At 40.0% G+C, this 22,661-nt stretch carries 22 protein-coding genes and 1 pseudogene; 8 read left to right on the top strand and 15 right to left on the bottom strand.

What is annotated here, in order from left to right; translation table 11 throughout:
• Position 1: 1 nt before the first annotated feature.
• The 3 genes from ACZZZW_RS11190 to ACZZZW_RS11180 all read right to left on the bottom strand — a co-directional run bounded on the left by ACZZZW_RS11190 (position 2) and on the right by ACZZZW_RS11180 (position 4,360).
• Entirely contained in the window at positions 2-973 is a 972-nt protein-coding gene (locus ACZZZW_RS11190) for a glycosyltransferase family 2 protein (RefSeq protein WP_463493414.1), read from the bottom strand.
• The gene (locus ACZZZW_RS11185; RefSeq protein ID WP_463493412.1) at positions 915-2,690 is read right to left on the bottom strand and encodes a carbamoyltransferase family protein; all 1,776 of its coding nucleotides are present in this window, start codon (positions 2,688-2,690) and stop codon (positions 915-917) included. Before ACZZZW_RS11185 ends, ACZZZW_RS11190 begins: the two co-directional genes overlap by 59 nt.
• A gap of 170 nt (positions 2,691-2,860) precedes the next feature.
• On the bottom strand, positions 2,861-4,360 hold the full coding sequence (locus tag ACZZZW_RS11180) for an MFS transporter (protein ID WP_463493410.1): 1,500 nt from the start codon (positions 4,358-4,360) through the stop codon (positions 2,861-2,863).
• A gap of 648 nt (positions 4,361-5,008) precedes the next feature.
• On the opposite strand from ACZZZW_RS11180, the gene ACZZZW_RS11175 reads away from it, so the two are divergent.
• The gene (locus ACZZZW_RS11175) at positions 5,009-5,365 is read left to right on the top strand and encodes a response regulator (RefSeq protein WP_055903433.1); all 357 of its coding nucleotides are present in this window, start codon (positions 5,009-5,011) and stop codon (positions 5,363-5,365) included.
• Between the two features lie 204 nt (positions 5,366-5,569).
• Complete coding sequence (locus ACZZZW_RS11170; protein WP_463493407.1) at positions 5,570-5,818, top strand: hypothetical protein; 249 nt, start codon at positions 5,570-5,572, stop codon at positions 5,816-5,818.
• Positions 5,819-6,048: 230 nt separating this feature from the next.
• Here ACZZZW_RS11170 and ACZZZW_RS11165 read toward each other — a convergent pair whose 3' ends face one another.
• The 3 genes and pseudogenes from ACZZZW_RS11165 to ACZZZW_RS11155 all read right to left on the bottom strand — a co-directional run bounded on the left by ACZZZW_RS11165 (position 6,049) and on the right by ACZZZW_RS11155 (position 9,502).
• A complete protein-coding gene (locus ACZZZW_RS11165; RefSeq protein ID WP_463493405.1) occupies positions 6,049-7,344 on the bottom strand; it encodes an NAD(P)/FAD-dependent oxidoreductase in 1,296 nt (431 codons plus the stop codon).
• Between the two features lie 185 nt (positions 7,345-7,529).
• Positions 7,530-9,164, bottom strand: a pseudogene (locus ACZZZW_RS11160) (alpha-amylase family protein).
• Between the two features lie 80 nt (positions 9,165-9,244).
• Positions 9,245-9,502: a hypothetical protein gene (locus tag ACZZZW_RS11155; RefSeq protein ID WP_463493403.1), complete on the bottom strand. Its 258-nt coding sequence runs from the start codon at positions 9,500-9,502 to the stop codon at positions 9,245-9,247.
• Between the two features lie 340 nt (positions 9,503-9,842).
• Here ACZZZW_RS11155 and ACZZZW_RS11150 point away from each other — a divergent pair, with 340 nt between their 5' ends.
• On the top strand, positions 9,843-10,037 hold the full coding sequence (locus tag ACZZZW_RS11150; protein ID WP_463493401.1) for a hypothetical protein: 195 nt from the start codon (positions 9,843-9,845) through the stop codon (positions 10,035-10,037).
• Positions 10,038-10,261: 224 nt separating this feature from the next.
• On the top strand, positions 10,262-10,732 hold the full coding sequence (locus tag ACZZZW_RS11145) for a BON domain-containing protein (RefSeq protein ID WP_463493399.1): 471 nt from the start codon (positions 10,262-10,264) through the stop codon (positions 10,730-10,732).
• 91 nt (positions 10,733-10,823) lie between these two features.
• Here the strand turns inward: ACZZZW_RS11145 and ACZZZW_RS11140 are convergent, their stop codons facing one another.
• From ACZZZW_RS11140 to ACZZZW_RS11120, 5 genes are all read right to left on the bottom strand, one after another.
• Positions 10,824-11,309: a hypothetical protein gene (locus ACZZZW_RS11140; RefSeq protein ID WP_463493397.1), complete on the bottom strand. Its 486-nt coding sequence runs from the start codon at positions 11,307-11,309 to the stop codon at positions 10,824-10,826.
• 63 nt (positions 11,310-11,372) lie between these two features.
• Complete coding sequence (locus ACZZZW_RS11135; RefSeq protein WP_463493395.1) at positions 11,373-11,675, bottom strand: hypothetical protein; 303 nt, start codon at positions 11,673-11,675, stop codon at positions 11,373-11,375.
• A gap of 148 nt (positions 11,676-11,823) precedes the next feature.
• Positions 11,824-14,016, bottom strand: coding sequence for a catalase (locus ACZZZW_RS11130; RefSeq protein WP_463493393.1), 2,193 nt, complete (start codon positions 14,014-14,016; stop codon positions 11,824-11,826).
• Between the two features lie 8 nt (positions 14,017-14,024).
• On the bottom strand, positions 14,025-14,579 hold the full coding sequence (locus ACZZZW_RS11125) for a YciE/YciF ferroxidase family protein (protein ID WP_055903403.1): 555 nt from the start codon (positions 14,577-14,579) through the stop codon (positions 14,025-14,027).
• A gap of 22 nt (positions 14,580-14,601) precedes the next feature.
• Positions 14,602-14,805: a hypothetical protein gene (locus tag ACZZZW_RS11120; protein WP_055903399.1), complete on the bottom strand. Its 204-nt coding sequence runs from the start codon at positions 14,803-14,805 to the stop codon at positions 14,602-14,604.
• A 226-nt stretch (positions 14,806-15,031) separates the two neighbouring features.
• Here ACZZZW_RS11120 and ACZZZW_RS11115 point away from each other — a divergent pair, with 226 nt between their 5' ends.
• The 4 genes from ACZZZW_RS11115 (at position 15,032) to ACZZZW_RS11100 (ending at position 18,522) form a co-directional block, all read left to right on the top strand.
• A complete protein-coding gene (locus ACZZZW_RS11115) occupies positions 15,032-15,517 on the top strand; it encodes a CinA family protein (protein ID WP_463493390.1) in 486 nt (161 codons plus the stop codon).
• 11 nt (positions 15,518-15,528) lie between these two features.
• Positions 15,529-16,206 carry a DUF6766 family protein gene (locus ACZZZW_RS11110; RefSeq protein WP_463493388.1) on the top strand — a complete coding sequence of 226 codons (678 nt, stop codon included), beginning with the start codon at positions 15,529-15,531 and terminating at the stop codon, positions 16,204-16,206.
• 207 nt (positions 16,207-16,413) lie between these two features.
• Positions 16,414-16,914, top strand: a complete 501-nt coding sequence (locus ACZZZW_RS11105) for an ankyrin repeat domain-containing protein (protein ID WP_463493386.1) — start codon at positions 16,414-16,416, stop codon at positions 16,912-16,914.
• Between the two features lie 48 nt (positions 16,915-16,962).
• Positions 16,963-18,522: an FAD-dependent oxidoreductase gene (locus ACZZZW_RS11100; protein WP_463493384.1), complete on the top strand. Its 1,560-nt coding sequence runs from the start codon at positions 16,963-16,965 to the stop codon at positions 18,520-18,522.
• 649 nt (positions 18,523-19,171) lie between these two features.
• Here the strand turns inward: ACZZZW_RS11100 and ACZZZW_RS11095 are convergent.
• The 4 genes from ACZZZW_RS11095 to ACZZZW_RS11080 form a co-directional block, all read right to left on the bottom strand.
• Positions 19,172-19,999, bottom strand: coding sequence for a transporter (locus ACZZZW_RS11095; RefSeq protein ID WP_463493382.1), 828 nt, complete (start codon positions 19,997-19,999; stop codon positions 19,172-19,174).
• Between the two features lie 40 nt (positions 20,000-20,039).
• Positions 20,040-20,771, bottom strand: coding sequence for a DUF3891 family protein (locus tag ACZZZW_RS11090; RefSeq protein WP_463493380.1), 732 nt, complete (start codon positions 20,769-20,771; stop codon positions 20,040-20,042).
• Positions 20,772-20,908: 137 nt separating this feature from the next.
• A complete protein-coding gene (locus ACZZZW_RS11085) occupies positions 20,909-21,883 on the bottom strand; it encodes a TIGR03885 family FMN-dependent LLM class oxidoreductase (protein WP_463493378.1) in 975 nt (324 codons plus the stop codon).
• A 201-nt stretch (positions 21,884-22,084) separates the two neighbouring features.
• Complete coding sequence (locus ACZZZW_RS11080; RefSeq protein WP_463493376.1) at positions 22,085-22,606, bottom strand: YciE/YciF ferroxidase family protein; 522 nt, start codon at positions 22,604-22,606, stop codon at positions 22,085-22,087.
• Positions 22,607-22,661 lie beyond the last annotated feature (55 nt).

The raw sequence follows: 22,661 nt of genomic DNA, 5'->3' as shown, positions 1-22,661 counted from the left end.
ATTAAAAGAGGAGTTTCCTGTAGCGGATAACCCCACAAAAACGGTAATAAACAGAGAGGAAAGGAATAAGTGCCGAGGTAACCAGCATTTCGGCCACATGTTTGCTGGATCGACTTGTTTTTTTAAGCCGTTTTATTGCAAAACCTATCATTAATAACAGCATCCCACAAATAATCCATTTAGAAGCTGCTGTGTAACCCGATAATGCTGCAGAAATGCCAAGTAAACCCAGCAGTACAATGAGGTAATAGTTCCATATGGGAAAGCGCTGTATTTTTTGCCTGTACAGCCCTGGATATTTTTTAAAGAGCAGCACATCGTATATCCCTTTTCGCTGTTCTTTTAAGCTTACCCCCCAGGCCGCCTCACGTACCGGATGAACAATTACTGCGTCTTCATTCCTGAAAATGGGGATATTTGCCAGCATCAATTTAAATTCCAGGTCAGAATCTTCTCTCCAGGCCATTGCAAAACGCTCATCAAAACCTCCGGTTTTAAAAAGTGCAGCTTTTGTACAGGCACAGTTGGCTGTTATAAAATCTGCTTCTGAAAGTCTGGAAGTATTGAGCGCAAAGTCAGTTGGGTTTGGATAAAGCGGAACAATTGTTTTTCCACTGTAAGCGGCCAATTCGCGGTTTTGATGATGTTCGAGAAAACTTTTCAGCCAATCCCTGTGCGGCAGGCAATCGTCATCGGTAAAAGCCACAAGCTGTGCATTGGCCATCAGCCAACCCAGATTCCGGGCGGCGGCAGGACCTTTTTTTTCAGCTGTACAGCGCAAATACAAGTGAAAATTATAGTTATTCTTTTGGCTTTCAAGGGATTTAACGATCTGCTCATCAGGTCCGTCATTTACCACAATAACTTCAAAATCACTGCCAGCCAAACTTTGTTTATTCAATGCTTCTAAGCAATTACACAAGAGGTTGAACCTGTTGTAGGTTGGTATGACTACCGATATTTTTTTTTGCATCTGTTTTGGTAATTAAATATGATCCTATAATAAGTGCATCAAAAGGTGATGTCCAGAAACATTCAACAGCATCACGTGGGGAGCAAACGATTGGTTTACCCAAGGTATTAAATGAGGTATTGATCAATACAGGCACACCAGTAATTTCTTTAAAGGCACGCAACAGCTGGTAGTATTGCGGGTGTTGCTGTTCATTAATCGTTTGTACCCTTGCAGTACCATCCGTATGCCTTACTGCAGGTATCTGATCTTCTTTTTCTTTGAGTACATCATAAATAAAGAGCATAAAGGGCGAAAATTCTGCACTTTTGAACCAAAGATGTGCATCTTCTTCTAACACCACAGGTGCCACCGGGCGGAAATCTTCGCGGTCTTTTACTTCGTTAAGCATCGCCTGCATGCGCGGATCTATTGGCGAGGCCAGGATTGATCGGCTACCTAGTGCCCTGGGGCCAAATTCCATCCTGCCCTGGTACCACCCAATAATTTTATTATCGGCAAGTAAGGTGGCTGTTTCAGTTGCAATATCATCCATTTTGGTAAAAGGTACTTTTGCCCAGTTTAAAAACCGTTCAATTTCTGTATCGCTATATTCAGGGCCCCAGTAAACGTGATCCATCACAAATTCCCTTTTCTGCGTTTTCCGTTCGTTAATATCTACATACATGGCTGCTCCAAGTGCAGTGCCCGAATCGCCTGCGGCAGGCTGCACCCAAACATTTTCGAACGGGCCTAAATCCCTTATCCTGGCATTTAACACACAATTTAAGGCTACACCGCCTGCCATAACTAAATTGGGCACCTGTGTTATCTGGTGAAGATAATCTACGAGTTTGAGTACAGTTTCTTCCAATACCAGTTGCAGTGAGCGTGCAAGATCAAAATGGAATGCCGTAAAAGGCTCATCCCTTAATCTTGGGGCACCAAAACGCTGGGTTAAATTTTCATTGGTTACGGTATACTGGCCGTTGTTGCCCACCTGGATAATCTCCCTAAACTGCTCAGCAAATCGGGGTTCTCCGTAAGAGGCCAGCGCCATTACTTTATATTCATCAGAAGAATGCAGAAAACCCAAATGCGTGGTTAGGCGTTCGTAAAGCAAACCCAATGAATGCGGAAGGTTAACCTGGTTAATCCTTGTCATTTCTGTTCCCCTGCCAATACCATAAGTTGTAGCGGCCACCTCTCCTCTCCCATCAAGGGTAAGTATAGCTGCTTCATCATAAGGTGACGGGAAAAAGGCACTTGCGGCATGTGCTGCATGATGATCTACATAATGCCATTGCCAGTCGCTCGTTTTAGCACCGTAAAAGCGTTTTTGCAAATGGTGTGGGTAACCATCAACCAACTGGTGCGGTGCATGTAAAATGGAAGATAGAAAGAGGTTATCCCATGGGTTGCCTGTAGTACTATCGGTAATGTTGCCTGGATAAAGCGGGATTTCGCAAACAGGTTGATTTTTAAGGTCTGGATTTATAAGTAACCCGGGATCAAATGAGTAGGCTATATGGTCAACATCTTTTAAGTGAATTCCTGCAACTTTTAAGCAATAATCTATCGCATGGAAAGGGAGTTCGTAAGTGTTAAATGGTATTGGCCGTTTGCCATGTTTAATATGGGTAAAGCGCTCATCTTCTGCGGCAGCGAGTAGTATTCCATCTTTAAGGATACAGGCCGCAGAATCGTGAAAAACTGCATTGATACCGAGTGTAATCATACTATAAATGGTTTAAGTGAAGGAAGTATTCGCTTTAGTAACCATTTCTACAGGGAAGTGATTTTGTTTTTTCACAAACAGGTATAATTCGCTAAAAACATCGTACAAATACGTATAGTGCATGCGTTTTAACCGCCTTAATGATTAAAATGTATTTTGTGCCTCGTTATTTAAGGATTCTGCTGATCGGCACCATTAGGTAGTTTAATTCTGTTCCGCCTGGCCCTTACACTGGCTTTTAACTGTTCGTGTATGGAAATGATATCACCAATGAGGAAGTAATCACGCAGGTTATTTTTGATTGCAGTGCGCATAATTCTCCGCACGGTATTTTTATGGATTTCTCCAATTTCTTTTACGCGTGAAAGCCTGCTGAGGGACAATAAGGCAAAAAAAGCACCGATTACAAATAAAAAGTTCCATTCGTGAAGTTCGAGCATTTTGAATGTTTTATGGAGTACAGGCGAATTCCAGTCGATGGTGACAAGCAGTTTCCGCCTGGCAAAAAATACCGCCAAAACTCCGCCAAGAAGCGGGCCTAATGAAGAGGCTACAGCTACAACAATATTTTTAACTGAAAGATAAACGATTGCATCTTTTTTTGGTGCCAGCTTAAGCCCTATATTATTGAGAGAAAGATTGATGCCGGCAGTTGCAAAACCGCTTAACAAATGGATACACAATAGCAGCAGCAGATTGGCGTACTGCTGTGTATAAATGCCCACAAAACACCAGGCTAAAATGCAAATAATGTAAAGTGGCGCAGCAACTCCTATAATGCTTTTGTTGCTGTAACGATCAGAAAATGTACCCCAAAGCCGGAGTGTTAATATACCTGCCAACTGCCCTGCAACGCCTAAAACAATTACATAAGAAATTGATAATTTTAAATCTGCAAGCATAAAAACAGTAAAAAAAGGCGTTGCAATGTTTAGGGCAAATGCCCAAGCACAGTTAAATACCAGTAACCTACGGAAATTAGGGTCTTTTAATGGAATTTTAAACAGGCCAAATACATTCTGGTCGGACAGGTACGACTGTGGTTCCTGGGCTTTTGAAAGAATGAAACCACCGATAAGCCCTACAGTACCGGCCACAGAAAAAAATATGGCATAAACACTGAGCTGTAAATCCGGATACTGTTGTTTGATGTAATCCAAAAGGAAAGCCAGTGCGATACTTAAAACTACGTTTAGGATTTGGGTATAACGGCTTCTTCGCGAAAAATATTCTCCGAGCATATTTTCCGGCACCATATCTTTCATCCAGGAGTTCCAGCTGGGGCCTGCTATGGAGCCGAAAAGGTAATGGAAAAAAAGCATAAAAATTAGCAGGTTTAAAGATAACCCAGAGAAGATAAGTACACTGCAACCTACCAAAAGCAGCGGTATCCTTGCAAAAAAGGCACAAAGTACAGCAACAATACGGCGGTTGTGGTAACGGCCAACCAGCCATACCGAAGCAAGCTGAAAAACATTTGTTGCCAATGGCAGGGCAGCCAAAACACCAATTTGTAGGCTATTAGCACCCAGTAACAGTGCCATTGAAACTAAAAATGTACCACTTGAAAAAACCGTCATTGCTTCTGCGGCCAAACCATCCCAAATCACTATTTTTAGTCCTTGGTTAACATCTTGTTCGCTCAGCGATTCTTTCGGTTTTAGCAACATAATAAATGGTTTAATCTTTAAAATGCCTTAAAAACAGCATTCTGGATTAATGAATGATAAAAAAGCTTATCTGTTTCCCAATTTTATCAGCATAAATGAATTGAAATTCCATTTATCACCCGTTTTTTAATTTCGAATGCATTTATCCTTGCAAAAAAGATAAAATTTTGCCTTGGAGCCAGAATAAATTATTGTTTTAGCTACAATTACACAAAGGTAATTTCAGGCGAATCATTAAACATGAGGATTCAAACCTATTTTAAAAACGCATAATTGCTACAGGTAGTTTTATACTGTGTAGGTGCTTAAGTAAAAATTGGATTGAAGATTAGATTAATCGTACTTTCCACCGTAAAAAAACAGGTATTTATACTTATTCATTAAGGAAAAATACCTTCTATACCATACAAATACCTTTTTTATGTTTTTCGCTCGTAATTGATTTTGCTTATGCATAAATTTATTCCTGTCTACAAAGTAACCGGAGAATAAGGTATTGTCAAAAATAATGAGGGGCCTAGAGGTAAGTGTTTTGCCTTGCGTTTTCCTCAAATGATGACTAAAAGCAGTTCCAATCGGCATTTAAATACTTTACGCTCTAAAACATGCGGACAATAGCTTTATTTATACCATCCAAACAAAAAACTTATGTCAAAGATTCTTGTACTTGATGACGATCAGAGCAATGCAGAAGCCATCCAAGCGGTTCTGGAAGACCAGTATTTTGAAGTACTGAGTATTGTTGATAGTGATGAACTAGAAAATTCGATAACAAGCTTTAAGCCAGACCTTATTGTAATGGACATTTTATTGAACAATGGCGACGGAAGAGAGCTCTGCAATTTAATAAAACATAAAAACGAAACGCAGAAAATCCCTATCCTGCTGATAACAGCGATGCTTGAAGCACAGGCAAAAAAAATTCCTAGTTTGGCCGACGGGATTATATTTAAACCATTTGATTATGCCAAACTTCACAGTAAGGTTCGTCACCTCATTGCCTGATAACCACACCAGAAATAATCCGTTTACAGTTTATATAAAATTTAATTAATAAGTTAAGCTTCAGGGATGTTGTAGGGGTATAATCCAAAACTTCCCGGAGGATGATCATTTCAATAACCATTTTACCACACCAAATGGGTAAAACTATTTAAGGTTTTACTTTAAATGAAAAACATTGGCAGCGGTACTAAATTAATAAAACAGATGAGAAAAGGACAGGTCCTTGCCTACAATAAAACAGCTGGCGTTGGCTTAATTAATGATACCAACGATGAGCGAATTAAATTTTACGCTGATGGTTCTTCCCAAATTCCCTTAAGGGGTGATGAGGTTTCGTTTAAGATTGATCTCCGTAAAGGTTATCTTGTTGCTATTGAAGTAGCTGTAATCGGCTCTTATGGGACATATAGCAACATTAATATTGAATCGGCAGCAGCCACTAAATCGATTTAAATAATGGATTCGAAAATTACAAAAAGGAATTATAACGTTCAGAAAACAAGTACATGTACTGTTTAATTTGAGTATAAAACCACTTTAAATTAATGCTCTGATCTGTTAATTTTACAATATCAATTAAATCAACGGGACGATTTAGATTAAAACAGCCCTCCAGAAACGGAGGGCTTTTTACTTGCCCGAAATTGCAGAATGCGTTTTATAGATTGACTTTAAATGTAATTTTATTGCGCCCTCTTAGCCGTTTGTGCAGTGGGTTGACTTACATCTTTTGTTTGCGTATCTGGCCTTACAATAAGCCTAAGGGTTGGATCGTTGGTTAAAAAACTCCACAGCCAGTTGAAGGCAAGTTTTGCTTTGTTCCTGAACCCGGCAATAGGAATGATATGGATAAACAGCCACACCAGCCAGGCAAAAAATCCGCTAAAAAATCCTTTCGGAAGATCTACCACAGCCTTAAATTTAGCAATAATGGCCATAGAGCCTTTGTCGTTGTATTTAAAGGCATCCCATTTTTCATTTGTTTGCTTATTAAGGTTTTTACCAAGGAGGTTTCCCTGCTGAATGGCCACTTGCGCAAGTTGGGGATGGCCATTGGGAAAAGCCTGATCAGTGGTTTGGAAGCACTGATCGCCTATTGCGTACACATCCTGAAGTTGATTTACCTTATTAAATTCATCAACAAGAATTCTTCTACCCTTGCCTAGCGATGTTTCCGGAACTCCATCAGCTTTCCTTGCAACCACACCAGATGCCCAGATCAGCGTTGAAGAAAAAATCTCCATTCCATCAGAAAGTGAAACCTTTTCGCCATCATAGTTCTGAACAAGCTTGCCGAGTAAAATTTCTACACCGAGCTTTTTTAACACCGTAATTGCCTCTTCCTGGCTTTTTTTGCTCATGGGTGCCAAAAGGGTGGGCAGCCCATCTACCAGGAAAATTTTGCCTGGCCAAGCATCGGCTTCCGGGTAATCTTTACTGATCACATTTCGGCCCATTTCGGCAAGCATTCCTGCCAGTTCTACACCTGTGGGGCCACCGCCTGCAATAACAATATTGGAATACCTCACCCGATCTGCATGAGCTGTTGCCCGCACAGATTTTTCGAGTTGGAGCAAAACATGGTTTCTCAGTTCCAATGCATCATCAATAGTTTTCATTGGAAGCGCATACTTTTTAACCTGCTGATTACCAAAAAAGTTGGTTTCGGTACCCATGGCTAACACCAAAATGTCGTAATCCAATGTGCCGTTATCCGTAATTACCTTTTTTGCAACCGGATCAATTCGCTGAAATTCTCCCATAAAAAAACGGATATTCTTGCCGTGGAACATCTTTCTGAAAGGATAACTGATATTTGATGATTCGATAAAGGCAGTACCTACCTGATATAAAAGCGGAGGAAAAAAATGGTAGTTGTTCCTATCAACCAGTATAATTTGATGCTCCGCATTTTTAGATAAGCGTTTGGCCAGATTCAGCCCGGCAAAACCGCCACCTATAATTACAATTCTTTTCATATTCGTTTTTACTTAATAACAGGCTTGATTCTTGAAGAAATACAAGCCAAATCAATTTTCTTTCTCCCTTTTGTGATTTTTTTGCTTGCCGTTTTTAACAAAACATACAATCACTCTATTCTATACTGGAATAAAGCTTTTTTTTACGTGCTTTGTTTCCAGCCAGGTTTTTTTTATTAAAAAAGTCAATTTTTAAGCCACAATTGGCCATAAGCTGCAATTTTAATTTTTCCATTTTTTATGCTTTTTGGATTTCCAACAAGCACCTTTTCGGCGCCTGTGATGGGAATTTCTACTTCAGCCGCTTTATTCCCAAAATTATGCACCGTGATAATCTTACCGGATGGTGTTTTATACTCAATAGCCAGAATCGCATCGTTTTTAAGCTTGAGTATATGCCAATCTGAAGTGCCAATTTCGGGTAGGGATTTCCGTATGGCGATCAGCTTTTTGATAAAATTGAGCAAAGATTGATGATCTTTTAATTCAGCAGCAACATTCACTTTCTGATAGGCATAATCGCCCATTGAAATTACAGGTCTGAATGTTTTTTTAGCCGTACTAAACCCTGCGTTTTTTGTGCTGTCTCACTGCATTGGGGTACGTACCGATAATCTTTCGGCTAATGTAAGGTCATCTCCCATTCCAATTTCCTCTCCTGAGCGGATAACTGGCATGCCCGGCAATGAATACAGTATGCTGTAGGCCATTTTAATCTGTTCCATGTGATGTAACATCGGTGCCAAACGCCGCCTGATGCCCCGGTTGTAAAGCTGCATGTTTAACTCAGGACCGAATTTTTCGTAAACTTTGTTGCGTTGGGATTTGCTGAGTCTGCCAAGATCGATCTCATCATGGTTACGCAGAAAATAAGCCCATTGTGAGGGTAGCGGCTTTTGCCTGGTATCGTTTAAGGCATCTATCAAAGTTTCTGTTTTCCCTTCTGCCATGGAATAAAAAAGGTATTGATTGACATAAAAATTAAACATCATTTGTAACCTATTGCCCTTTTCACCGAAATAATCCAGGTTTTCTTTTGGTGCAACATTCGCCTCTCCCAGCAATAAAGTTTGCTGATCAATAGATTTGGCACCGCTAACGATGGAATCCAGTACACCAAACATCTTTGCCGGATTTGCCGCACCAGACTCAGGCACATCAATAATAAAAGGAACTGCATCAAGCCGGAAGCCCTTAATCCCTTTTGCCGACCAGTAACGGAGCACTTTAATGGCTTCCTGTTGTACCTCTTTGTTCTGGTAGTTTAAGTCTGGCTGAAAATCATAAAAACGGTGAAAATAATAACGGTGCGCAATTTCATCATAAGACCATGTTTCGCTTTGAAATCCTTCAAACACCATTCCTTTATCGAAATCTTTTGGTTTCTTTTTCGACCATACATATCGGTTACGGTATTTGCCACTACTATCGGCCCGTGCCATTTGATACCAGGGATGTTCGATAGAGGTGTGGTTGAGCACCATATCCATAATTATTTTGATATTGTGTTTTTTCGATGCGGAAATGAAAGCCTCAAAATCGGCCATAGTTCCCAATCTTGGATCAATACCATAATAATCGCTCACATCATATCCATCATCTTTATCCGGTGTAGGTTGAAACGGTGAAAGCCAGATTACATCTACTCCCAATGTATCCAAATAGGGCAGTTTCTGAGTAAGCCCTTTAAAATCGCCGATCCCGTCACCGTCACTATCTTTAAAAATATCTACATCAAGGTTATATACAATACTATTGCGGTACCATGCGTTGGGTACTGATGCAGAAGAATTTTTACCTTCCTGCCTGCAGGCTGCCATACCAAAAAGGCAAACAAAGAGTGTTACAATGTACTTTAACCCCATCCTATGATGATTTTTAGTTACCATAACCGAATGTGTTAATTTTTTTGATTGCCTTTATTTCTTTTGCTTTTGTACGGAATCCGCCCTATGGTATCCTTTTTTGCAGGAATATTTTTCAAACTATCGCGCTTTGGCCATTTGGTAGCTTTTTTATTGTATTTATCCGCAGCTGGAACAGTTTTTTTAATCAATGTATCATTTGTACTGCGCTGTCGCGTTCCGGTTGGAACCTGGCAAAAACCTGAAGCGCAAAAACCTACTAGAACAATAAAAAAACAAATAAATTTAGCCATAACTGAAATTTTAATCCCCTATTTTACAGGGTTTACAACGAATATGTTTATTAAAAAAACCGATCTCCCGCAGCAATAGTTTTATGCAACTCCAATTATTAAGAGCATAACGATCGGTAACCCGCCGTATCCAGAGTTCCATATTTCTGTGCTAAAGTTCATTGCAACACGGCATTATCACTAGCATAACAGCACTAAAGCCTGGGTAGTTTGGATGTAGAATACCGTTTCGTGCTACGTTAAGTACGTGAATTTGTTTTATAAGGGAGCAAAATATACCTGAAAATAAAAATTACAAAACCGAGCTGCATTTCTGCCAGTTCCCTATTAAAAAAAGATCATGGAAAAACAGAGAAATAGTGCGCAAAGGGATAAGATCTCCATAGCAGAACACATTGATGACAAACGCCAACGGTTGCATGTACCACCTGGCCAGACGACTTTCGTAGAACGGAGCCGAACTGGATTAATAGATGGGAAAATTGTTAACCTAAAATGGAAAGCGCCATCAAACGGAATAGCAGGCCTGTTATAGGCTGAATATTAATGTCATTTCGATTGAAGTTTACCGGTTTTAATAGGTTGTTTATCGAAAAATCTTTAACCTTTCTGCAACATCGTTTAAAGATTTCTGATCTCCAATTTAAATCGGATTTTGCTTCAGTCGGGATGACAATTTTCTCTTGTATTTTGCCTTTAAGAGCAGTCGGTTATATAATGACATTTACATACCAATTTATTATTCTCACAATCAAAAATATGAAACGCCACGCCATCCTTTACTTTTTAGTATGCATCCTATTAATAGTTTCTTGCAACAGCTATGAAAAAGATAAGCAAATCAAGGCCGATCTTACCATAAAAGCCAAGGAAGATGTAAATTTCGCTGGTGTAAACTTTACTGTTAAAAACCGGGATGTAAAAATATGGGGTAACTGCCCCACTTATAAATCTAAAATGGCCATTCTTCAAAAGCTGGGTACTATCCATGTAATTAAACATATTGATGATCAACTGGCAATCGGACCACTTTATCTTGGTCAGGATCATGACCTGAAATTACTGGCAGATAGTTTATTGGCAAAACACCCGGAATCATGGGCGGTTATAACAGATCAAAACGTAATTTTAAAGGGAAATGTAAAGGAAAAACAGCTTCCGAAGTTGTTGGAAGCGATTCATCAGCAAATTCCTGAACGTGCACTGATCAATCAGACAACGGTGAACTGAGCCGTTTAATGGATAAATTATGCTTTATGGCAAGTGATGCATATGGAATACATGCCTGAATAATGCTTGAATAGTTAAATTTTTAACTGAGCTAAATGCTTCCTTGCTTTTCTATATCATTTTTGCGCTCTTCTTGTTTTTGCATCGCCTGGTAAGCAATTGTTGCAAATATTGCAAATACGATATGGGCAGGAATACGCTGTAAATAAAAACGCTTATAATTCATTAATGGACTTAAAGGATGCGCGGCAAATGTTGCTTTCCATATGGCGATTCCGATCAGGCCGCTTGCCGCACCTAAAGTGAGTCCGCAGGTTGCGGTAGGTTTCAATTTTTTAGATTCCCAAAGCTTTACATAAACAGCTGAAAATGCAGCTCCCATTGCATAATGTGCTGCCCAGGCAGAAAGCGATCTTGCTTTTTTTGGGATAAAGGGCAATGCTCTGGTAATTAAACCTCTTAAACGTTCAGGCTCTCTAAAATCCTGGCCTATTAACGACATTAGCGCACTTGAGGCAGTCATCATCGTTGTTCCGGCAATACTACAAACTACTGTTTTAACAAAAGGATTTATCATATCTGCTAATGCTTATGTTTTACAAAATTTATTTCTTAACGCAGGTTTACATTATAAAATAGCTTATTCCATTTCCTGTTCGGCAAGCCCTTCGAGGAACCATCCCGATTTATATTCGAAATCTGCACGCTCACCTGATTCATTAATTACATAACTGGTGAAATCATGGGCTATAATACGCTCATTTTCTAACGACTTTTTAGCTAAAGAAGCATATTCCTGTACATTCAGACCATTTTTAATTACATAATGTGGTTCGCCTGTTTCGCTCCAAACAGTTTCGATTACGCCCGCTTCAAATTTTTCTGCTTCTTCTGCGGTTAATGGCTTGCTTGTTTCGTTAAATTCTGTCATTTCTTTATTCATTAAGTATTTAATATTTTAATAACAGGTGCTACAAAGAATTTGTTCTTTATAAATGGATAATGAATGGAAAATAAGGCCTTAAATTAACGCACAACCAAAAAAAACCGGGGACAGGCCCCGGCTCATTAAAATATAATATATTGTACCGTTAAGCTGGCACTTTTCTTGGCACCTCACGATCCCAGAACCGGTGCATTGCAATCATTCGCGGAAATAAATCTGAAAGTGTAGAAAGGTTATCTGTTACAATTATACCTTCTCTCAACACCGTATCTTCTGAATATTCTGCAGGCAGTTTTTTGTAGAAATAACCTGCTTCGAGCACTTGTATGGCTGAGCTATCGGCAGCAATTGCCTTACAATGTTTAAATGCTTCATTTAAAAAATGAACAGCATTTGCTTCCGCTTCTAATGTTGCAGAACTGTTAACACCGCCCGGAAGATAAACTGCATCATACAATACTGATGCGGCTGTAAGGAAACTTTCATCAACCTGAATCAACTGATCTTCGGCAGAAATAATGTCGCCAAGTTTTGGAGCAATAATGTGTACAACAGCCCCTTTAGCAACAAGGCTATCTTTAATTTTGCTTAGCGATTTTCCATCTACTCCATCAGCAGCCAGAATAGCTATTTTTCGGGTAACGATAGAATCTTTAATGGTATCTGCCATACTCAAAGCCTCCGATTTTGCAATACTTCCTTCTTTTTGTTCAGGCGTATAATCACCTGGCAAAGCATCAGCCGGAACACTTCCATTCAGTTCTTCGAGTGGAATTTCTGGTACGTGCAACCCTAGCGCATAGGCTATTGCTGCGGCTAAAGCCTTATCTACATGCGCCAACAAGCCTAGCATACGTTCGCGGATGGGTACCATTTTTACCTTACCTAGCTCAAAGCTAAAGGCATCGATTAAGTGGTTTTTTTCTGCTTCAGACTGGCTGTTTAAAAACAATCTTGCCTGCGAAAAATGGTCGAAAAAGCTCCTGCTTCTCGCCCTTATTTTTTTGGCATCTATACGTTCGTTATAAGAAACAAAGCCTCCTTCTGATGCTTTTACCTGGGCGGGATCATTTGCGGCAATACCATTCGGGCCATAACTGGTTTTACCCCTGTTAATGGTTTGGCGCATATAACCATCACGTTGGTTATTATGAACAGGTACTACGGGGCGGTTAATCGGAATTTCATGAAAATTCGGTCCACCTAACCTGATCAGCTGGGTATCGGTATAAGAAAACAACCTGCCTTGTAAAAGCGGATCATTGGTAAAATCGATACCTGGCACTACATGCCCAACATGAAATGCCACTTGTTCGGTTTCTGCAAAAAAGTTGTCAGGATTTCGGTTCAGTGTCATTTTCCCGATGCGCTGCACAGGTACAAGTTCTTCGGGGATAATTTTGGTGGGGTCCAAAAGGTCAAAATCATATTTAAATTCATCCTCTTCTGGTACAATCTGCACACCAAGTTCCCATTCTGGAAAAGCGCCAGCTTCAATGGCATCCCATAAATCGCGACGGTGAAAATCCGGATCTTTTCCAGAAATATTCTGCGCCTCATCCCAAGCTACAGAATGCACACCAAGCAATGGTTTCCAGTGAAATTTAACAAAACTGGCCACCCCATCGGCATTAACAAACCTAAAGGTATGTACGCCAAATCCTTCCATCATTCGGTAACTGCGCGGAATTGCCCTATCACTCATCAACCACATAATCATGTGCGATGATTCTGGCATCAGCGAAATAAAATCCCAGAAAGTATCATGTGCAGATGCTGCCTGCGGAATTTCATTATCCGGCTCGGGTTTTACCGCATGTACCAAATCAGGAAATTTCATCGCATCCTGAATAAAAAACACAGGCATATTATTGCCTACAAGGTCAAAATTGCCTTCCTGGGTGTAAAATTTTACTGCAAATCCCCTAACATCACGTGCAAGATCTGTTGATCCACGAGAACCTGCTACGGTAGAAAACCTTACAAATACAGGCGTTTCTGCACCTGGATCGCAAAGAAATGCTGCCTTGGTTAAAGATGACATATCCTCATATACTTTGAATACGCCATGGGCTGCCGATCCCCGGGCATGCACAATGCGTTCAGGAATCCGTTCATGATCGAAGTGGGTGATTTTTTCGCGAAGGATAAAATCTTCTAACAATGTTGCTCCACGATCTCCGGCTTTAAGCGAGTTTTGATCGTCATTTATTTTAACACCATGGTTGGTCTTCATTTTTTGTGCAGTAGCATCTGCAACAAATTCTTCCAACTTATTGGTTTTGTCGTTAACTGCCTGAGCGGGCTTACCGCTAGCTGGCGTTGTTTTTTTTGCCATTATTTATGTTATAATTCGTCTGCTGCTTTATAATTAACTTCATTTCCGGCAATATCAGAGAGTTTACTGTCGGCAAGTTTCTCTTCAGAAAGGGTTTGTTCAAGCACATCTGCTACTTCCTGAAGCCCCAGCGTTGTGGCTAACTGATAAAGGCCGTTGTAAGCAGCAATTTCATAGTGTTCTACCTTTTGCGATGCCAATATAATACCTGCATCTCTTGTGGCACTTCCGGGCTGGGTTTCTTCAATTACACCCTCTCCTTCTTTGGTTAATCCCTCCATAGCATCACACTTTTTAGCTACAGCTTTTTCGCCAAGTAGCGTAAATATTTGCTCTATCCGGGCTACATGTCCTTTTGTTTCGCTCAGGTGAGATTCTATAGCAGAAATGAGTGCTGATGAAGTTGCAGCAGAAATCATTTTTGGAAGTGATTTAACAAGGTGGTTCTCGGCCCAGTAAAGGTCGCGGATACCATCAATAAAAAGTTCTTTGAGTGGGGAAGATTCCCCGTTTACCGTTTTGGTACTCAGCTTAGGTGAGCTACCGCTGTCTTGTTTTTTCATGTATGTTTTGTTAGGTAAAATTTTAAATGCCCCGGATTAAGGGATTTTCATCCGTTTCGTTGTTGTTGTAATCTGCTTCTCCGGACAATGCATTGTTTTCTGATGCCATCGGCTCACTTTTTAAACTTGCTTTTCCGGCAATGCCACGGTAATCCGCGTTTTCCGGTAGCTCGGTTTCTTTAGGTAAACTGGTCTGGGAAGTGGTTTCCTGTTGATTGTTTTCCATAGTTGTGATGATTAATCTGTTATTAATTGCAGATGGCTTTTAAAAGAACCTTCACAAAAACAAAAGGTTTTATAAATTTTTACGTTTTTCCCACAGAATTTCTTCGGTTATGCCTGCTTAATTACCAATGAGGCTCTACAACCATAAGTTTTAACACTTCGTAAAAACCACTACAGAAAAAAGAATGTTTAAGTAATGAACCTAACAGGAGAAACATCAATAAAATATGATCAGCGAAACACTTATACAGGTGGGCAAAATGCTCATTACTAAAAAGCTTTCTCTGGCCTTTGCAGAAAGCGCAACGGCAGGCCGTTTAACTGCCGATTTTTCATTAATATATAATGCAGGCAATTTTCTTAAAGGAGGAATAGCCTGTTATGATGCCAGTTTGAAAGAAGCTTTATTAAATGTAGAACATGCCCTTATCGAAAAATTTACCCCTGAATCTATGGAGGTAACAAAGGCCATTGCCGAAGGGCTTAAAGTGCTTATCCCGGCAGATATCCACATCGGCGTTACAGGACTTACCTGCCCGGGCGGAAGCGAAACCACCGAAAAACCAGTAGGAACCATGTTTGTTTATGCCCACAGCAATGGCAAACATATTTTTTCCGAACGGATGAACTTTCACGGAAATCAAACAGAAATTGTTGCAGGTACAGTAGAAAGAATTGCTCAGTTGCTGCATAACTACCTTAACACCATATAAATCAACATAAAATGACCAACGATAAAAGGTTCCCTAAAAAAACCTGGCTTTATAGAAACGGACTCTCTGTATTTTTCATCACCATTTTTATCATCACACTTGCTGCACAAGCATTTACGGGCTGGAAAGAACATAATAATGAATTAAATGACGAGAAAGCTGCATCAATATCCCTTAGCACCTACCTGTGCAGCGGGCACTTTATTTCGGCCACCTTCGAAAATTTTGAAAGTGAGTTTTTGCAAATGGCTTTATATGTAGCCCTTACAATTTCGCTCAGACAGATTGGCTCGGCAGAATCTAAAAAACTAGACGAACCTGAAGAGGTAGACCGCCAACCAAAAGCTTCACCTGAGGCTCCGTGGGCAGTAAGAAAAGGTGGGTGGATACTCAAAGTTTATTCGCATTCGCTTTCCATTGTGTTTGGGATTTTATTTTTAATCAGTTGGGCACTCCACTTTTATGGCAGCTGGCAGGATAACAACATCACACTGCAGCTTAAAGAAAAATCAACGATAAGCATGATTGAATACCTGGGTGAACCGAATTTCTGGTTTGAAACTTTCCAGAATTGGCAAAGCGAATTTTTATCGGTGGCTTCAATCGTTATATTAACAATATTCCTCAGACAGAAAGGATCTCCGGAATCTAAACCGGTAGATGCCCCGGATATGGAAACCGGAAAATAAACGGAATAGTGTTAGGAATAACTGTTAAAACAGGTATTCTATTTTGCCAGCCGAAAAAAAATCAAACCAAACGCTTCGGTTCACAGTTCTAATATTACTTATTGAACTATAAAATTAGCAATTTAAAAACTTTTAGGTTAACAACTAAACTTGCAACTTATTAATATACAACCTAATTAAACTCATTCATAAATAATTTTAAACCAAATGGAAAATATCGAACAGCTGATTATACCTGCTTCCAGAAAAGGAGAAACAGAGGTTATAAGAGAGCTTATTAAGCGCGGAGTAAACCTAAACTTTCGTGATGAAAAAGGTTTTACACCACTTATTATTGCCTGTTACAATAATCAGCTTGAAACGGCCAAATTGTTACTGGAAAATGGAGCTGACATTAATAGTGGCGATGCCGGAGGAAATACTGCCTTGATGGGCGCAAGTTTTAAAGGCTATCTTCCTATTGTAGCCTATCTGATTTCGCAAGGGGCTGCGCTTAACCTTCAGCATGGAAACGGGGGCACTGCCTTAATGTTTGCAGCTATGTTTGGTAGAAACGACGTGCTAGAATTATTACTTGCAAACGGAGCTGATGCCGATATAAGAGACGTTAGAGGACAAACTGCTGCTGATTTGGCAAGCATGCAGGGAAATGAGGAAGCACTAAAACTGTTGGACAAGGAAAAAATCGATCAGCAGGCAGCTGATTAATGTGATATATTAGAAATTAATAATGCACACCTACATATTTAAAGCCATATGAAAAACAATAAAACAAATGGACGGGATGGGAACAATATCAGCCTTTGGCAAGCAAACGAAAAGATCGAAAATTCCCAGCAAGAAAATAGCACCGACATTTATGATGCAATGATTATTGGCGGTGGCATTACAGGGCTAACTACAGCCTATAACCTCCAGCGCAAGGGAAAAAAATGCCTGCTTGTTGATGCCCATAATTTAGGATATGGTACAACCGGAGGAACAACTGCCCACTTGAATACATTTTTTGATGCCACCTACCCAGAAATTGACAGCGATTTTGGAAAAGATGCATCTAAGCTGATTGCAGCAGCTGGTAAAAAAATGATCGCATCCATCAAAAATAATATTGATGAACTTCATATTGATGCCGACTTTGAATACAAGGATGGTTATCTTTTCTCTCAAAATGATGAGGAAACGGAACAACTTCAACAAATTTTCAGCTCATCTCAAGAAGCTGGCGTAGCGGTAACCGAATCTGGAAAAAACGGGGTTCCAATCGAATTTCAACATTCCATCTGCTTTAAGGAGCAGGCACAGTTTCACCCGTTAAAATACATTTACGGGCTGGCAAAAGGTTTTAAACAGCTCGGCGGAGAAATATTGGAAGGAGTTAAGATTAAAGAGACAACATTTAAAGAAGGTATCCACACGGCAGCTTTTACAGGGGGAGAAATTAAGGCAAAAAACCTGGTATGGGCAACCCATATTCCGCCAGGAATCAATATTCTTTCGCTTCGCAATGCACCTTACCGTAGCTACGTGCTGGCGGCAACATTAAGTGATGATGCTTACCCAGAATGCCTTTCTTATGATATGAAAGAACCATATCATTATTTCAGGAGCCATGAAATAGATGGTCAGAAATATTTGATTATAGGTGGTGCCGATCACAAAACCGGTCATGATGATCCGGAAAAGGCTTTTGAAGACCTTGAAAACTATGCCCGCCAACATTTTAAAATAGCCGAAATAAATTTCCGTTGGTCATCACAATATTATGTTCCTGTGGACGGACTACCGTATATCGGCCAAATGCCTGGCGGAGATGATAGGACATACCTTGCTACAGGTTTTAATGGTAACGGAATGATTTTCGGGAGCCTTTCGGGAGCACTGATTACCGATCTGATTTTGGGCAAAGAAAATGAACTTACCAAACTGCTTTCACCATCAAGGCTGAAACCTATTTCCGGTTTTAGTGAATTTGTTAAAGAAAACGCCGATGTTGCCTATCATTTTGTGGCCGACCGTTTTGGTAACCAGGTATTGGATTCATTAAATAACCTGGCAAACGGCGAAGGAAAAATTGCATCGTTTGATGGCGAAAAACTGGCCATTTACAAAAGTGAAGAAGGAAAAGTTACCGCGCTTGATCCGGTATGTACCCACGCCGGGTGTATAGTGAACTGGAATGCGAGCGAAAAAAGTTGGGATTGCCCTTGCCATGGCGGAAGATTTGATACTGATGGTTGCGTGCTCACAGGCCCTCCCCGTGAACCGTTAAAAAAAGTTGAAATTTCGGGAAATAAAATTGTTGACGAAGCAAAATAGCTTCATTTAAAGCGCATTAAAAGAGGTTTTATCATAAAACGATTCTTATTGAGATTATGTAATGCTGATACTGTAGAAATACCTTATTAGGTGCTTAATTAAGCTACGACTGATAAATTCTAATAGAAATCGTCGTCATCTCGACTGGAACGCAGTGGAATGGAGAGATCTATCCCATTAGATTTAGCTATCCTTGTAAGATTGCTTCGTCGGCTGAAAAAGCCTTCTCGCAATGACGATAAACTGAGGATATTCATTTATGGAAAATGTTTTAATTAGTATCCCCGCATACGCGAGGAGGACGAAGCACTAAAAAATTATTCCGTGTTAATCTGTGTTTCCATGGCAAAAACTGATCTGTGTTGATTTGTGTAAATCTGTGGTCATAATTGTCAGGTACGAAGCAATCCTAAAGCACACGCTAGTAGCGATCGTTGTAAGATTGCTTCGTCGGCTGAAAAAGCCTTCTCGCAATGACGATAAACTGAGGATATTCATTTCTGGAACATCTTGTCATTAGTATGCCCGCATACGCGAGGAAGACGAAGCACTAAAAAATTATTCCGTGTTAATCTGTGTTTCAGTGGCAAAAACCAATTATCATCTTTATTAATTGGTGCTTATTTGGTTGATCATCAATTTTCCGTGTTTATAACCTGAAAGAGAGTCCTACAAAGTAGCTTTTCCTGGCATCGTGCTGAATGCCATAATTAAACCCACCATCGATAAGGAAATCTTTTGATAACTCATATTGCAATGCAGCATTAAGAAAGTTTTTTAAGTGCTCATCTTTAAATTCGTAGGTATAATAAGTTTCAATAATGCCATCAAGCTTTTTGGTAAGCGGGTGCGAAACGGTAAGCGTTTGTAATAGCTCATTGTGATGGCCATTTCCTTTCTCATCCTGTAAACGGTCTGCTTCAACCTGAAAGCCCAATTTCCAGTCGTTTCCTAATTTAATACTCATCGGAATAATAATACCACCTTCGTACTGGCTCTCCTGATCTGCATGTGAAGTTGGAAACTTAAGGTATGGAAGCAGAGCAATGGCAAATTTTCCTTTATCATTGCCTAAAATATTTTGTTTTAACCTCAAAGTGATATCGCCAAAGCCACTGCTCCGCTCAACACTCCCTTCATAATCAAAATCTTTTTTTACTACATAACTCTCAAATGTAAGTTGGATAGCTGTGGAATGGGTGAGTCCAAGCTTTATATTCGCCTGGTTAAAAAGATATTCATCACTCCTGCCTTCATCTTTATTTTCCCGCTGAAAGCGCATAAGATCGGTTTCGAACTGAAAATGCCCGGCATCAACAGTTTGCGGACTTTCGGTCACATCTGGCCTGTCGGTTTCCATTTCGCGCAAACTATCTTTAGGAACTGGCTTAAATAGATGATAAAAGGGTTTTTGCTGTCCGAAAGCTTCAATACTGAAAATACTTAGCAGAGCGAGAATTAAAATACTGTTTTTCATTTTTAACATTTACGTATAAACAAGAGTTAAATGAGAAAGTTTAGGCTTTAGCTGAATCCTGAAGGTTTTTAAATTTTAAGCCAATTTGCACTACCTCCGCTTTTTCAAAAGCTGCTCTAAAGGCTTTATCATTAGAAAAAGTAAGTTTATCAAGATGCCTGCACTCGTAATCGACATTAAATTCGCTTGTTTCGAAAGGCCACGGAGAAATTACCAGGCAATCATTCTCCATAAAAAGCTCATATGTTGTGCCAGTCGGACCTTGGCCAATTTCTACTTTTCGGCCTTCTGGTGGAATAATTTCCTGACAGATAATTAAAGAAAGTGCATCACAAAACTCCAATAATTCATAAGCACGGTTTACTTCTGCTTCGCTAACTTTGGCAGATTTAAGCCAGTATTTTTCCTTTTTTTGCAGATATAAAAGAAATTTTTTCGCCTTTGGTTCATTTCCATGTGTAAATGCAATATGCCTGGAAACCAACAGGGCAATAAAACTGCCTTTCATTTCTGCACGGTTAATGAGTTGGGTAGAGAGGTTTTCGTCAAAATTATTCATTTTAAAATCAACCGGACCACCGTTTGCATTTACCAGCGGGCCGCATTCCAACTCATTAAATACATCATCATGTTCTGCGGTTGCAATCAGAATATCCACCCAACGCACCAGCTGGTCAGAGAGTTTCCACCGGGCACAGATCTGTGCAGCCAAAAGGCCATGAGAACGCTGCGCAATTATCTGCCAGCCGTTTGCTTTATAATTTACAATCATTAAATATCTTTCTTTTCAATTTTACCTGCAATGGATATCCTTAAAACCGGGATAATTGAGGTATTGTTTAAGCAGGAAGGTAATTTTGAAAAAGAATTTACGATCAACTCAAATCAATGGGATAATAAGCAGCATTATTACGCTACAATATCATTTAAAGCCGGAAGAACATGCGTTCCAAAATCACTTATAAATTTCGATTGTTCGCGGTTTACGTTATGAAGGGTAATTCCGTTGAATCCTATCTTAATAAAATCCGTTAACCAATCAATGTGCTGCGAAATCTTATCCGATATCAGTACATGTTTGTGCATCTCCTCAGAGGATACCATTTTTGCCGCTTCATCAAAATGCGCTGTTGTTGGCAAGTCACCGAGTAAGCCTGCAGAAAATATATTTGTTCGCCATTGCTCATGGGCTCCCTCAATTGCTTTCTGTTCATTTTCTGCATAAGATAGCTGCACTTTCAGATAAACTGGTTTTCCTTGGCCACCGCCGCTTCTAAATACGTTTATCAATTCCTGCAATTCATCATGCGGGCGGTGGGTGGTAATTAAACTATCTGCCCAGGCACCGGCCCAATACGCGGTTTCTTTACTCACCGCAGCGCAAATAAGCTGTGGTTTTTTGCCCGGCAAGGTATAAAGCTTAGCATTTTCGGTTACTACAAGCCCGTTATGGTTAACTGTTTCGCCCTCCAGCAACCTGGTTATAATATCATAGCACTCACGCAGGCGTTGGTTACGTACAGTTTTTTCTGGCCATTTTTCTCCTGTTATAGATTCATTAAGGGCCTCACCGCTTCCGAGGGCTGCCATAAACCTGTCGGGAAACATTTCATTTAAAGTGGCAATTGCCTGTGCAACAATAGCCGGATGATAACGCTGCCCAGGACAGCATACTATACTATAAGGAAGTGAGGTAAGTGCCATTGCAGCCCCAAGCCACGCAAAACTGAAGCCACTTTGCCCCTGCCTGCTGCTCCACGGATGAAAATGATCTGAACTGGAAATACCGCCAAACCCAGCTGATTCTGCGGCAACGGCATACTTTAAAAGTTCACTTGGGGCAAACTGTTCATGAGAAGCATGATAGGAAAATATTGTTTTCATTTGGTTTAAGGAAGATGAGGTTTGAGCGAAAATGACAGCATCTAAACCTGAAGGGAATAAAAAAAAGACTGTATCATAATTAATCCCCTAAAGATTATGTCATATAAGCCTAAAGAAACACCATAATGGTTATTATATAAGTGATTCAACTAGCTTAAGATGACAAATTACAATTATGATACAGCCTTTTTAAATGTGTTTTTAAGCTGAAACGCCTGTGTTTGCTTCACTCAGCGCTATTTCGGTTAACAAACTATCGGTATCTTTTTCTTCAGCAAGTGTGGCAGCAAGTAATTCTTCGGCTTCCGAATGCTCCATCAGCTTTGCAAAGGTTACCAAGGTACCATAACTCGCAATTTCATAATGTTCAACCTTTTGAGCGGCTGTAATTAATGCAGCATCAAGCACTTGAGGGTCATCACTAAAGCTTTCGATAATTTCGTCTGCCTCTTCAAGCAGCCCCTGCATTGCTTTGCATTTTTTAGCACGTGCGTTAATGCCTAATGATTCAAAAACCTGCTTCAATCGGTCAATCTGTCCTTCGGTTTGACTGTAATGGGTTTGGAAAGCATCTTTTAACTTTTCACTTCCGGCAGCATCGGTAAGTTTTTTAAGGCCTTTAAGCAATTGCTTTTCCGCACCAAGTATATCCTTTAATTCATCTACGAATAATTCATGCAGATGCGCATTTGGCATCTGTACATCATTTTTTTTATTTGCCATATTTTTATAGTTTAATGTTCGTTATAAAAACATTGCTCGTTAAAAAAAGGTTTAA

The organism is Pedobacter sp. AC379 (assembly GCF_979258145.1).
The sequence above is the reverse complement of the archived record's forward strand: the minus strand, read 5'-3'. Positions and strand labels throughout refer to the sequence as shown.